The organism is Paenarthrobacter nitroguajacolicus, assembly GCF_031455195.1.
In the GTDB taxonomy this organism is placed as follows: Bacteria; Actinomycetota; Actinomycetes; order Actinomycetales; family Micrococcaceae; genus Arthrobacter; species Arthrobacter nitroguajacolicus_D.
The window spans coordinates 63,743-76,797 of the sequence record NZ_JAVDSH010000012.1 but is presented as its reverse complement, the minus strand read 5'-3'; the positions used below and the strand labels follow the sequence as shown (position 1 = coordinate 76,797).

The 13,055-nt window shown below is 64.6% G+C and carries 9 protein-coding genes; 3 read left to right on the top strand and 6 right to left on the bottom strand.

The features are described from left to right. Positions 1-75 precede the first annotated feature (75 nt). Complete coding sequence (locus J2Y68_RS20280) at positions 76-1,668, top strand: serine/threonine-protein kinase (RefSeq protein ID WP_309996321.1); 1,593 nt, start codon at positions 76-78, stop codon at positions 1,666-1,668. A 25-nt stretch (positions 1,669-1,693) separates the two neighbouring features. On the opposite strand, the gene J2Y68_RS20275 is transcribed toward J2Y68_RS20280, so the two are convergent. Then, positions 1,694-2,593 (bottom strand): TIGR01777 family oxidoreductase, encoded by a 900-nt coding sequence (locus tag J2Y68_RS20275; RefSeq protein ID WP_309996318.1) that lies wholly within the window; start codon positions 2,591-2,593, stop codon positions 1,694-1,696. A gap of 85 nt (positions 2,594-2,678) precedes the next feature. Between J2Y68_RS20275 and J2Y68_RS20270 the strand changes: the two genes are divergently transcribed. After that, entirely contained in the window at positions 2,679-6,191 is a 3,513-nt protein-coding gene (locus J2Y68_RS20270; protein ID WP_309996315.1) for a S41 family peptidase, read from the top strand. Positions 6,192-6,276: 85 nt separating this feature from the next. Here J2Y68_RS20270 and J2Y68_RS20265 read toward each other — a convergent pair whose 3' ends face one another. Beyond that, a complete protein-coding gene (locus J2Y68_RS20265; RefSeq protein ID WP_024820504.1) occupies positions 6,277-6,705 on the bottom strand; it encodes an OsmC family protein in 429 nt (142 codons plus the stop codon). Positions 6,706-6,838: 133 nt separating this feature from the next. On the opposite strand from J2Y68_RS20265, the gene J2Y68_RS20260 reads away from it, so the two are divergent. After that, the gene (locus J2Y68_RS20260) at positions 6,839-7,222 is read left to right on the top strand and encodes a VOC family protein (protein ID WP_309996310.1); all 384 of its coding nucleotides are present in this window, start codon (positions 6,839-6,841) and stop codon (positions 7,220-7,222) included. A gap of 126 nt (positions 7,223-7,348) precedes the next feature. Here J2Y68_RS20260 and J2Y68_RS20255 read toward each other — a convergent pair whose 3' ends face one another. The 4 genes from J2Y68_RS20255 to J2Y68_RS20240 all read right to left on the bottom strand — a co-directional run bounded on the left by J2Y68_RS20255 (position 7,349) and on the right by J2Y68_RS20240 (position 12,876). Further along, the gene (locus tag J2Y68_RS20255; protein ID WP_211714055.1) at positions 7,349-7,702 is read right to left on the bottom strand and encodes a hypothetical protein; all 354 of its coding nucleotides are present in this window, start codon (positions 7,700-7,702) and stop codon (positions 7,349-7,351) included. A 131-nt stretch (positions 7,703-7,833) separates the two neighbouring features. Then, entirely contained in the window at positions 7,834-9,561 is a 1,728-nt protein-coding gene (gene sucB / locus J2Y68_RS20250; protein WP_309996306.1) for a 2-oxoglutarate dehydrogenase, E2 component, dihydrolipoamide succinyltransferase, read from the bottom strand. Positions 9,562-9,675: 114 nt separating this feature from the next. Beyond that, the gene (lpdA, locus tag J2Y68_RS20245) at positions 9,676-11,058 is read right to left on the bottom strand and encodes a dihydrolipoyl dehydrogenase (RefSeq protein ID WP_309996303.1); all 1,383 of its coding nucleotides are present in this window, start codon (positions 11,056-11,058) and stop codon (positions 9,676-9,678) included. 294 nt (positions 11,059-11,352) lie between these two features. Continuing rightward, positions 11,353-12,876 carry a leucyl aminopeptidase gene (locus J2Y68_RS20240; protein WP_309996299.1) on the bottom strand — a complete coding sequence of 508 codons (1,524 nt, stop codon included), beginning with the start codon at positions 12,874-12,876 and terminating at the stop codon, positions 11,353-11,355. Positions 12,877-13,055: the final 179 nt, after the last annotated feature.

Genomic DNA, 13,055 nt, shown 5'->3' with positions numbered 1-13,055 from the left:
GGCTGCTTGACCACGACGGGGGACAGGCTGTGGATAACTTCTGCACCGATCCTCGCCGTCCGGTAGACCTTATCTATGGAAACTCTGGATTCTGCTGATACGCCTCCCCACCTGCCGGGGTATCGGGCAAGCCGTCAACTGGGCAAGGGCGCGAGCTCCACGGTATGGCTGGCGAGGAGGGACTCAGACGGGGAGCGGTTTGCGGTTAAATGCGTCAAGGCGGCGGCTCACGATCGTGGTCCCGGGGATCAACACGGTGACATTTCGCATGAGGCCGGCGCCTTGCTTGGGGTGAAGCACAAACACCTGGTTGGCATCCACGAGGTCCTCAAGCTCGACGCGGAAGTCCCGGGAGCCCTTGGCATTGTGATGGACTACGCCGCAGGGGGTTCGTTGGCGAACCTGGTATCCGGGCGCGGACGGCTCCGGGTGGGGGAGGCCATAACCATTCTGGGTCCCCTTGCCCAAGCCTTGGACTACCTCCATTCCCAGGGCGTGGTGCACGGGGACGTGTCGCCTGGGAACATCCTGTTCACGGCCGAAGGAATGCCCCTGCTGGCGGATTTCGGGATCGCTGCCAGGGTAGGCGACGCCAAGCATCACCTGGACGTGGGAACACCTGGGTTCACCGACCCTGTGGGCCTCGTTGCCGTGGGCCAGGAAGATGGGGCATTGCGGCCGGAACGCGACCTCTATTCCCTCGCGGCTGTCGGATGGTTCTGCCTGACGGGTTCGGTTCCCGAAACGGCAACGGACCGTCCGCCCTTGTCATTTGTCGCCAGTGAAGTACCCCGTTCCCTCGCTGGCGCGTTGGAGGCCGCTTTGGACCCGGACCCCCGGATGCGTCCATCAGCAAGGGAATTTTCGACCGCCGTTTTCCGCAGCGCGGCCCCGGAAGCAGTGGATCTTGTAGGGGCGGTGCACTCCTCGGTCATTCCCGACTTGCTGACGCGGCGTCAGTCACTGGACCGAACACCACGCCGAAGTGCCCGGTGGTTCGGGAATCGGCGCCCGGTCCTGACCCTGGGGAAGGCTGTGCTCCCCAAGGCCCCCCAGACGCTGGGAAGGCACAAGACACGCAAAGTGTCGGCGGGCATCAAGGGAGCGGTGGTGCTGGGCGCCGGAATGCTGGTAGCCACCACCGCGTGGGGCCTTTGGGGGCAGGGCCAACCATCGGTGCCGCTTTCCGGAGCGGTGAATGTGTCCGGTCCCGGCCTGCCTACGGACGGGCCCGAGTCCACTTTGCTCCCGGAGAGCCTTAATCGGGAGCTTCACTCCGATGACCTGGCCGTTGCCGTGCCGGCGTTGGCAGCTGTACGGGACTTGGCGTTGCGCCAAGGCCACGTTGAGCTATTGGCTGTGATCAACGCACCGGGTTCGCCTGCCGAAGCCGCTGACCGCCAAATGGGGGAGCACCTTCGAACCGCCGGCACGGTATTCGCCGGACTCGCGACAACCGTGACGGCCGTGACCATCCGGGAACCGCCACAGCCCGACCACGCGATGGTGGGAATCGTAGTCGCTACTTCCGCCTACGAGGAACGCCTGTCCTCAGGCTCGGTGGTCCGTTCGGAGGAGGCCGGGACGCCACAGGATCTCCGGCTGCACCTGGTGCGTCGGGACGGACGATGGCAGATCGTGGAGGTTCTGGCCGGCGCCACAGGCTAAGAGCCGAAGCGGCCACCGTGAAGCGCTAGCGGTCCTTTGGCGATGTCAGCCATTCCATCGCTTCAGCAAGTGAGGGGTGCTGCCAGTGGAAACCCGCGTTTGCCAGGCGGCTGGCGTCCATCTTTTGGTTTGCCAACACCAGTTCGTCTGCCAGCTTTCCCAGTACCAGCCGAAGTGCTGGCCGGGGTACCCGGCAGAAAGCCGGCCTGTGGAAGGCTTTCGCCAGGTGGGACACAATGGTGTTCACGTCAGCGCTTTCCGGAGCGCAGACATTCACCGGTCCGTCGATGTCGGCCGTCAGGAGGTACGCCAAGGCGGCAGCTTCATCGGCCAGCGTGATCCAGGGCCAATATTGCCGCCCATTCCCAAAAGGTCCTCCGAGCCCGAGCTTCAGGAGGGGGAGCAGCGGCCCGAGTGCGCCACCGGACGGGCTGAGAACGACGCCGGTCCTCGGAGTGACGACCCGCACGCCCGGGGGCGCGGTCCTGGCAGCCCGCTCCCACTCCACGCATAGGGGGCCTAGGACGCCGCCGCCGGGGCCCGAGTCCTCCCGGAGTGGGCCATCAGTCGTTGCGCCGTAGTAGCCGGACGCTGATTGGCTGATGAAAGTCGACGGCGGTTGGCTGAGTCGCCGCATCGCGTCAGTCAGGGTGCGGGTGGGTTGGAGCCGGGAATCCCGGAGCACTTCGATTCGCTGTTTCGTCCACGGACGGTCACCGATGCCTGCTCCCGAGAGGTTGACCACGGCGTCGACGCCCTCGAAGACCGCTTCGTCCAACTCTCCCGCGGCGGGGTCCCACGTCCACTCCGCTGCATTCCTGGCAGGTCGGCGGACCAGCCGGATAACGTTGTGGCCCTGGCTGGCCAGTTGTTCCGACAACGCCGTTCCGATCATTCCCGAGGCTCCGGACATCACGATTCGCATGACCCATCTCACCATGGGGAAGGCGTGCGGGGGAAACGCCTGTCGATGCCCGGGACGGCGGGTGCCTCTTGACTATGATCGAACAATGACCTCCTCCAGCTACCTCCGTTTCCCGCATGTGCACGGCGATCTGGTCACCTTCGTGGCCGAAGACGACATCTGGGTCGCGCCCCTTTCTGGCGGACGCGCCTGGCGGGTTTCCTCCCAACAGTTGCCTGCCCGGAACCCAAGGTTCACCCCCGACGGCCAACGGCTGGTGTGGACGGTCGTCGTCGGAACGTCACCGGAAGTGGTGACGGCGGAGGTCGACGGCGGCGGGTACAGGCAGCTCAGCTACTTCGGGCACAGCACTACTAAGGTCAAGGGCTTCACTCCCGCGGGGGACGTCATAGTCACAAGTGCGTTCCAGCAGTCCGAAAGCCGCCACACGTACGCCTACAGCCTCCCGCTGGACGGTGGCTCCGCCGTCGAACTTCCCTTCGGTCCGGTTGAAGGTGTCGCTTATGGGCCGGAGGTGGGCGACGAGAAGCCAGTGGTGCTCGCCAGCGTCCTTTCCCGCGAGCCGGCTTGGTGGAAGCGGTATCGCGGCGGTACGGCGGGCAAGCTGTGGATCGATGCCGACGGGATCGGAGAATTCGAAAGGCTTCTCCCGGAGATCGAAGGCAACCTGACCGACCCACTATGGCTCCAGGGGCGCATTGCCTTCCTCTCCGACCATGAGGGGCACGGAAACCTGTACTCCGTTTTGCCCGACGGTTCCGGACTGCGCCGCCATACCGATCACGAGGATTTTTACGTCCGCCATGCGAGCACCGATGGTCAGAGGGTCGTCTTTGAGTCCGCCGGCGAACTGTGGATTCTTCCTTCGCTCGAGGCCGATGTCGAGGCCACAAAGCTGGATATCACCTTGGGTTCGGCGTCCCCGGCACGCCGTGCGGCACCCCTGAAGGTATCCGCCCATCTTGGCGACGTCGTTCCGAACCTGACCGGGACTGCCAGCGCCGTTGAATCGCACGGCACCGTTCATTGGCTTCGGCACAAGGACGGTCCCTCACGCGTGGTGGAGGCTACTCCGGGCGTCCGTGCACGTTTGCCCCGCCCGCTGACAGACGGACGGATTGCCTACGTCGCGGACCATGGTGGAGTGGAGGCGCTGTACGTCAAGCGCATAGCCACACGCCTTTCGGCAGCAGCCGAGATGCCCAAGGCGGCCGTTGAGCCGGCAAAGCCCACAAACGACGCCGATCCGTTGCCGAAGCCGGTTTCCGCATCGAACGTCCTGGGGCAGGGCAAGGCTTCTGAGGCCGTCGAAACAGGCGCCGACGAAACGGCTAAGGCAGGGGCGACGACCACCGCCGGCGATGCCGCCAATGCGGGCCAGTCCGCTGACACGGTGGGCGGTACAGAGGCAGCGGCCGCCCCCGCTACCGAAGACACCGCCCTCCGGATCGAGTTCCCGGCGCTTACCCGGACAAGTGCGCTGGAGGCCAGTCCGGATGGTCGCTGGCTTGCGGTGGGCACTTCTTTTGGCGACGTCTTCGTTGCCGACACCTCCTCTGGGACCCTGACGCGACTCGTTAGCGTCGGAGAGGGGAGCATCGAGGAGTTGTCGTGGTCTGCCGATTCGCAGTGGCTTGCATGGTCCGAACCGGTGACTTCGTTCGGTTCGCGGAGCAAGCTCCGGATCACCCGCCCCGGCGGGGCGGAGTCCGGTATCGTGGACGTCACCGACGGCCGTTTCTGCGACACTTCGCCGCGGTTCACTCCTGACGGAAAGTTCCTCGCTTTCCTGTCCAACAGGAGCTTTGACCCCGTCTACGACGGCCACTCCTTCGATCTGTCTTTCCCCAGCCCCATCAAGCCGTATTTGGTAGCGCTGGCGGCGGACACGCCGTCGCCGTTCGGCCCCTCGATTGACACCCTTGAGGATGCGCCCAGCACCCAAGAGAAATCCGACGACGGCGATGTCGCCGCGGTTCGCGTCGACGCCGACGGGCTGGCGCACCGTGTTATCACCGTCCCGGTTCCCCAAGGCAACTATTCCGACCTTGCTGTCGGTGACGGGGCACTCCTGTGGCTGGACACGGAACTCACGGGTGTCACCGGTGAAGGCAAGGGAACACCGCAGGACAAGAAGTCGGCGCCGTCCTTGGTGCGTTACGACCTCGGCAAGCGCAAGCAGACCACTCTTGTCACAGCAGTGGACAGCTACCGCCTATCGGGCGACCTCAGCAGGATTGTCTATGTCCTGGACAAGCAGGTCACTTCCGTCCCGGCCGACAGCAAAGTGGATGACGACTCCGCCGATCTGGTGAAGGTGGAGCTCAACAGGATCCGAGTCATCCTTGACCCCGTCGCTGCGTGGGGGCAGGCATTCGACGAGGCTTGGCGATTGCAGCGCGACTTCTTCTGGACCGCGGACATGGCCGGGCAGGACTGGGACTCCGTGTACAAGCGCTATCGCCCGATCGTGAACCGGCTCGGTACCCACGATGACCTGGTTGACCTGTTGTGGGAGATCCATGGTGAGCTGGGCACGTCCCACGCCTATGTGAAGCCGGCAGCTGTCACGGAGGCCGGACGGAATGGGCAGGGCCGGCTGGGCGCCGAATTGCAGTTCGGCAAGAAGGGCTGGGAGATCACCAGGATCCTGGCAGGGGAGTCCTCGGACCCGCTGGCCACTTCGCCCTTGACGCGACCCGGTGCGGACGCGAAGGTGGGCGACGTGCTGTTGGCGATCGACGGCGTCGAACTTTCCCCTGCCCTGACACCTGCCATGCAGTTGGTGGGCGCCGCGGGCCGGACTGTGGAACTGACTCTTTTGAACGGTGACGGCCATGGCGAAGCCGCCGGACAGCAGCGTCGGGTGGCGGTGGTTCCAGTGCGCGACGAGGAAAGGCTGCGCTACCAGGATTGGGTCCGCGCCAACCGGCGGACCGTCCGGGAGGCGTCCGACGGTAAGTTCGGCTACCTTCACGTTCCGGACATGATGGCCAATGGTTGGGCGCAGCTCCACCGGGACCTTGATACCGAGACCGCGCTGGACGGCCTGATCGTGGACGTGAGGCGCAACCGTGGCGGCCACACCTCTCAGCTGGTGGCCGAACTCATTGGCCGCAAGGTGACGGGATGGAGCATGCCACGAGGTGAAAAGCCCCGGACCTACCCGGACCACGCCCCGCGGGGACCGGTCATCATCCTGGCAGACGAATTTGCCGGGTCCGATGGCGACATCATCACGCAGGTCTCGAAGCTGCGCGGCATTGGCCCAGTTATCGGCACCCGGACCTGGGGTGGCGTAGTGGGCATCGACAACCGGTTCGCACTGGCAGACGGAACAGGCGTCACTCAGCCGCGGTACGCCACGTGGTTCAACGGGGGAATCGGGTGGGACGTGGAGAACCGCGGCGTCGAGCCCGACATTGAGGTCCTCTTCCCGCCGCACGCCTACGCGGCCGGTACGGATCCGCAGCTGGAATACGGCATCGGGGCGCTCAAGGAAATGATTCAGGAATTGCCTACCGATCGGCCTCCGCGGCGTGAAGGCTACCGGAAGGTGCGGCCGGCACCCTTGCCGTCGCGTCCGCAAGCGGGCTAGGGAGCAAATCCGAGCACGGAAGAGCCCCGTCACTTCCCTCAGGGAAGCGACGGGGCTCTTCCGTTGTCTTGGTGTCTAGCGGAGCCTAGGCGGCGAGGGTGGCATCCAGGGTGATCTCGATGCTGGCCAGGGCGCCGGACACGGGGCAGCCGGTCTTCGCGTCTTCGGAGATACGGCGGAAGTCCTCCTCCGAGAGGCCGGGAACCTTTGCCGTCATGGTCAGGTGGCTACCGGTGATGCCGGTGCCGGGGACGAAGGTTACGTCCGCTTTGGTGTTGACCTCTTCCGCGGTGAACCCTTCTCCGGCCAAGGCGTGGCTGAACGCCATGGAGAAGCAAGCGGAGTGGGCTGCAGCGATCAGTTCCTCGGGGCTGGTCTTGCCGCCGGACTGCTCCGTACGTGCCTTCCACGTGACGTCGAAGGTGCCCAGGCCTGAGCTGTCCAGCGTGGTGTTGCCGGCGCCTTCGATGAGGTTGCCGTTCCAAACCGTGTGTGCGGTACGTGTTGCTGCCATGTCCACTCCTTGGGGTCGTTGTGAGTCGGCAACCAGCATTAGCCAGTTGCCACCGGGATCAATCCTAGGGATTTGGCGGCAGGACTGCACGGCCATTCTGCTGACAGTGGATTGTGACCCCTAAACTGGCAATATGGAGACTCAGGAACACGCATCCGGCGGCCAACGCCGCACCCCGAGAATTGCTTCGATCATGGTCAACGCGGTCGATGCTGCCCGCCTTTCGGCTTTTTGGTCTGAACTGTTGGAGATGCCCATCGCTGCCGAGCATGAAGGGTTCATCTGGTTGCGGCCGGCGGAGCCCGGCCTCCCGCAGTTGGCTTTCCAACAGGTCGAGGCGCCCACTGACGGCAGGCGTCGCCTCCATCTGGACCTGCACGACGCAGATGCCGCAGCGTTGCGCATCAAGGCCGAGTCACTGGGGGCTACTTTTGTCGAGGGCTACGACATTGCGGACTTCCATTGGGACGTGATGCGGGACCCCGAAGGCAACGAGTTCTGCATCGCCCAGGAGTAGTCGGCGCTGCCTTCAGCCCGCGCCGCCGGGTGATCGCCGTTAACGCAAAAGCCGTCCCGCCCTGCGTGCTCGCAGGGCGGGACGGCAATGCTCTCTGCAGGAAAGCTACCGGGATTCGATCCCGGCTCAGTTCCAGAGGGTGGCAATGGCGATGTTCACCAGCGCGAGGCCACCCACGCTGTGAGCCAGTCCGGTGGAGACCGGTTCGCCGTTCTTGACCTTGCGGGAGCCGATGACCGCGAGGACCGCTACAGCCACGGCGATGGCGAACTTGACGCCAAGCTTGAAGTAGTTGGGATCGGCGTCGGGAAGCAAGGGCAGGATGCCCATCATGGCGATGCCAGTCAGGAGCTGGAGGAATGCTCCGTCGCGCTGGCGGGGGTGGACGGTGGGCTCCCGAAGGGTGGCGATCCAGTAGCCCACGATCATGGCTGCGCCGACAATGTGGAAGAACACCAGAATGCTGAACAGAATACTCATGGCTCCAGCTTATCCAGATGGTTCTACGTCCCGTAGCAAAGCCACGCGCGTGTGATTGAAGCAAAAGGGCAGGTTGCCGGATATCCGGCAACCTGCCCTTTCAGTTCCGCAGTGCTTGCGGGTGCGTGATCCTAGAGGCCCAGGTCCGCTTCGAAAGCACCTTCCTCAAGGCGGGCCTTGAGGGTCTGCAGGAAGCGGCCGGCGTCCGCGCCGTCCACCAGGCGGTGGTCGTACGTCAGCGACAGGTACATCATGGAGCGGATGGCAATCGAGTCATCGCCGTTCTCATCGGCAACCACGACGGCGCGCTTGACGATTGCGCCGGTGCCGAGGATGCCAACCTGGGGCTGGTTGATGATCGGGGTGTCGAACAGGGCGCCAACGGAACCGATGTTGGTGATGCTGAACGTACCGCCGGACAGTTCGTCCGGACCGATCTTGCCGTCACGGGTACGGCCTGCGACATCGGCGATCTTGCCGGCCAAGCCAGCAAGGTTCAGGTTGCCGGCGTCGGAAATGACGGGGACCAGAAGGCCCTTGTCAGTGTCGACGGCGATCGCCAGGTGTTCGGCGTTGTGGTAGGTGATTTCCTGCTTGGACTCGTCGTAGGCAGCGTTCAGCTTGGGGTGCTGCTTCAAGGCTTCGGCAACAGCCTTGGCGATGAACGGCAGGAAGGTCAGCTTGACGCCGTTCTGGGCCTGGAACGAGTTCTTGGCCTTGAGGCGGAGCTTGGCGATCTTGGTCATGTCGACCTCGTGCACCTGGGTCAGCTGGGTGGAGACCTCAAGGGACTCGCGCATGCGGCGGGCGATGACCTGGCGGATACGCGGGGCCTTCTCCGTGGTGCCACGCAGGGACGAAGCCACTACCGGCGCGGCCGTCTTTGCAGCGGGGGCTGCTGCGGGGGCCGGGGCTGCCGGTGCTGCTGCAGCCTGCTTGGCTTCAGCGGCGGCAAGGACGTCCTGCTTGCGGATGCGGCCACCTACGCCAGTGCCCGCGACAGAGGAGATGTCTACGCCGTGCTGGTTGGCCAGCTTGCGGACCAGGGGAGTGACGTAGCCGGACTCCGAAGCAGATGCGTCTGCGGCGGGAGCAGCAGCCGGAGCAGCCGGAGCGGCGGCCGGGGCTGCAGCAGGTGCCGGTGCGGCGCCGGGAGCAGCGGGTGCCGGTGCAGGCGCAGCGGCGGGTGCTTCGGCAGGCTTCTCGGCGGCGGGCGCAGGCGCGGCGGCCGGAGCTGCCGCAGGCGCGGCACCGGAGCCAATGACGGCCAGGACGGAGCCAACCTCAGCGGTCTCGTCCTCGCTGACGCGGATTTCCTGCAGGGTTCCGGCAACAGGGGAGGGGATCTCGGTGTCTACCTTGTCGGTGGAAACCTCCAGGAGCGGTTCGTCCACCTCAACGGTGTCGCCTACGGCCTTGAGCCAGCGCGTCACGGTTCCTTCGGTGACGCTCTCGCCGAGGGCCGGAAGCGTTACTTCGTGGCCTTCGCCGCCGGAGGCTGCGGGAGCTTCGGCAGCCGGTGCTGCGGGAGCCTCTTCCGCGGGCGCTGCGGGGGCCTCTTCTGCGGGTGCGGATGCTGCGGGGGCATCCTGGGCCGGTGCAGCTTCGGCTGCAGAGCCTGAGCCGTCGCCGATGCGGACCAAGGGGGCGCCAACTTCGGCCGTCTCGTCTTCAGCGACGAGGATTTCTTCGATGACGCCTGAGATCGGAGAAGGGATTTCGGTGTCTACTTTGTCGGTTGAAACCTCGAGCAACGGCTCGTCGATCTCCACCCGGTCACCAACCTGCTTGAGCCAGCGGGTGACGGTTCCTTCGGTGACACTCTCACCGAGGGCGGGCAAGTTAACGGATTCAGACATGTCGTCCCCGTTCTCCTTATTGATCTTTGTGCGGATGAATTCTGCTGGTCCGGGTCGGGTGCATCCGGCTGATTCCGCCGCATGCACCCGACCCGTTTGTCTTTGGGTAAAGACTTAGCCGTGGAGCGGCTTGCCCGCGAGGGCGAGGTGGGCTTCGCCCAGTGCTTCGTTCTGGGTGGGGTGGGCGTGGACCAACTGGGCCACATCCTCCGGGTAGGCTTCCCAGTTCACGATCAGCTGGGCCTCACCGATCTGCTCGCCGATGCGGGAACCGATCATGTGGATGCCAACTACCGGGCCGTCCTTCTGGCGGACGAGCTTGACGATGCCACCGGTACCAAGGATGGAGCTCTTGCCGTTGCCGGCAAGGTTGTATTCCTGGGTCTGCACCTGGTCGTCGCCGAACTTCGCCTTGGCGGCCTTTTCGGTGTAGCCGACCGTCGCGATTTCGGGCTCGCAGTAGGTGACCTTGGGGATGTTGATGTCCTCGACGATGGCCGGGTTGAGGCCGGCGATTTCCTCGGCGACGAAGATGCCCTGCTGGTAGCCGCGGTGTGCGAGCTGGACGCCCGGGACGATGTCGCCCACGGCGTAGATGTTGCCAACGCCGGTGTGGAGGCGTTCGTTGGTGATGACGAAGCCGCGGTCGATGGTGATGCCGGCTTCTTCGTAGCCCAGGTTTGCGGTCACGGGTCCGCGGCCGACTGCTACGAGCAGGAGATCGGCTTCGAACGTCTGGCCATCAACCAAGGTGACCTTGACGCCGTCGTCGTTCTGCTCCACACCCTGGAAGAAGATCCCGGTGGTGAACTTGATTCCGCGCTTCTTGAAGGCGCGCTCGAGGTTCTTCACGATCGAGGCGTCCTCGTTGGGAACCAAGGAGGGGAGGCCTTCGATAATGGTGACGTCCACGCCGAAGGACTTCCACACGGAAGCGAATTCGACGCCGATAACACCGCCGCCCAGGACGATTGCGCTCTTGGGGATGTAGTCCATGGTGAGGGCCTGGTCGGAGGTGATGACCTTGCCGCCGATTTCGAGGCCAGGCAGTGAACGGGAGTAGGAACCCGTGGCCAGGACGATGTTCTTGCCCGTGTAGGGAGTGCCGTTCACGACGACGGTGTTGTTGCCCTGGAGCTTGCCTTCACCTTCGATGACGGTGATGCCCTTGGACTTGATGAGTCCTTGGAGGCCCTTGTACTTACCTGCAATGATGCCGTCCTTGTAGGCGTTCACGGCCGGCATGTCGATGCTGTCCAGCGTGACGTTAACGCCGTACTTGGCGGAATCCCGTGCGTGGTCGGCCAGTTCGGCCGAGTGCAGGAGTGCCTTGGTGGGAATACAGCCGTTGTGCAGGCAGGTCCCACCGAGCTTTGCCTTTTCCACAAGGCCAACGGTGAACCCAAGCTGTACGGCCCGCAGGGCAGTGGCGTAGCCGCCGCTGCCGCCACCGAGTACCAGGATGTCGAATTCTTGCGCAGTTGCCTGATCGGCCACTAAAACGCTCCCTCGCGTGAGTGATGACACGGGACTGCGTGCCATCTGGTCTTTGGAACTTGTTCTGCCGTGATTATGCCAGCACCTAAGTTCTCTTGCATTTGTGACTACCGAGTTCACCTTAGCGAACCACCTACCCATGCTCCACCCTCCGCGGGCGTTTGTGGTGCGCTTGTGTCGAGACTCACGTTCACTTGTGACACAGCCCTACACACCGCATAATTCCGGGGTTGCGCGGGCCCCGTTGCATGGATGCGCAGGGGCCCGCACGCCCTCGGAGGGCAGGGAATGATGCTAGGCGGATACCGCCAGGAGGTCCTCGGCGTAGGCAACCAGGGTCCGCACGGTGCAGCCGGTGCCCTGCTTGGGGGTGTAGCCGTACGGGCTGCCGTTGTTGAACGACGGCCCGGCAATGTCCACGTGGGCCCACGGGATCTGCTGGCCGTCGCCGTTCTTGCCCACGAACTCGCGCAGGAAGACCGCAGCGGTCATCATGCCACCGTTGCGCTCACCGATGTTGGCCAGGTCCGCAACCTGCGAGTCGAGGCTCGGCCGCAGTTCTTCGGGCAGGGGCATGGGCCACACCAGCTCGCCGGCCCTGTCCGCGGCTGACTTCAGGGCAGCAGTGACGGAGTCGGAGCCCATGACCCCGGCTGTACGCAGGCCCAAAGCAATCAGTTGGGCGCCCGTGAGGGTGGCAACGTCAATGATGGCGTCCGGCTTCTCCAAGCTGGCCGCGACGATGCCGTCTGCCATAACGAGACGGCCCTCGGCGTCAGTGTTGAGGACTTCGACCGTCTTGCCGCCGTAGACCGTCAGCACGTCGGCGGGCCGCTGCGCGGCACCGGACGGCATGTTCTCGGCAATGCACAGCCACGCGGTCGCCTTAATGGGAAGGCCAAGGGAAGCGATGGCCAGGACCGCGTTAAGTACGACGGCGGCACCGGCCATGTCGCTCTTCATGTCGCCCATCCCCAGCGCCGGTTTGATCGAGATGCCGCCGGTATCGAACGTGATGCCCTTGCCGACGAGGGCGATCTTCTTGGTGGCCTTGGCAGGGGCGTATTCGACCTTGACCAGGCGGGGCTGGCGGGTTGAACCCTTGCCGACGCCCATGATGCCCCCGAAACCTTCCTTTTCGAGTCGCTTCTCGTCCCAGACCGTTACCTTCACCGGGAGGCCCTTGGCGAGTTCCTTGGCGGACTCGGCAAACGACTCGGGGTACAAGTGACTGGGCGGCTGGTTGACCAGCGTCCGGGTGGCATTGACTGCGCGTGCCAGGATGATTGCCCGGTCCAATGCGGGCTGTGCGTCCTTGGCGTCTACATCCGAGAAAATCAGGGCCTTGGCGACCGGAGCCTTCAGGCCGTCCTTGCTGGAGCGGTGCTCCGTGTAGGAGTAGGCACCCAGGGCCGCACCTTCGGCGACTGCTGCGACGTCGTCGACGCTCGTCGTTGGGAATGCGAGGGTTACCGATGAGACGCCTGCGAGCTGTCGGACGGCAGATCCTGCTGCGCGGCGCAGAGCCTCTTCGGTGAGGCTGCCGCCGTCGGGCAGTTTGCCCACGCCTGCCAGGACCAGGATCTCCGAACCCGTTTCCGGCAGCCCCGGGAGCCGGTGAACCTGATCCGCCGCGCCCGTGATCCCCAGCAGCTTAAGGGAGCCGGCTACCGATTCGGCCGCCTTTGCGCTCAACGGGTTCGACAGCAGGACGGGCCCGTCCGTTCCCTGCGCAACGCCAAGCACAAGGGCGTCGCTGGGGGACTTTTTCAGGTCTTTGGCGATGATGCCCAGGATGATGTCAGTAGTCTTGACCACGAGGATCTGTCCTCACTTCTCTCTGCATTGCATGGCGGGGCCGCATGTTTGGCGGCCTGCCCCGGTTAGCGCCCCACGTCATCTTGCGACGGCGGCCTTGGTCTTCAGGGTCGGCGCCGCACGGGCGCCGGTCCGTTTCGATCGTAGTCTCTCGGGCGCTGCGGACAGCAATTAAATGA

Coding starts and splice junctions, on each gene's coding strand:
- sucB (WP_309996306.1), bottom strand. CDS start 9,561: ATGTCTGAATCCGTTAACTTGCCCGCCCTCGGTGAGAGTGTCACCGAA.
- J2Y68_RS20265 (WP_024820504.1), bottom strand. CDS start 6,705: ATGGCAGCAACACGTACCGCACACACGGTTTGGAACGGCAACCTCATC.
- J2Y68_RS20280 (WP_309996321.1), top strand. CDS start 76: ATGGAAACTCTGGATTCTGCTGATACGCCTCCCCACCTGCCGGGGTAT.
- J2Y68_RS20255 (WP_211714055.1), bottom strand. CDS start 7,702: ATGAGTATTCTGTTCAGCATTCTGGTGTTCTTCCACATTGTCGGCGCA.
- J2Y68_RS20270 (WP_309996315.1), top strand. CDS start 2,679: ATGACCTCCTCCAGCTACCTCCGTTTCCCGCATGTGCACGGCGATCTG.
- J2Y68_RS20275 (WP_309996318.1), bottom strand. CDS start 2,593: ATGCGAATCGTGATGTCCGGAGCCTCGGGAATGATCGGAACGGCGTTG.
- J2Y68_RS20260 (WP_309996310.1), top strand. CDS start 6,839: ATGGAGACTCAGGAACACGCATCCGGCGGCCAACGCCGCACCCCGAGA.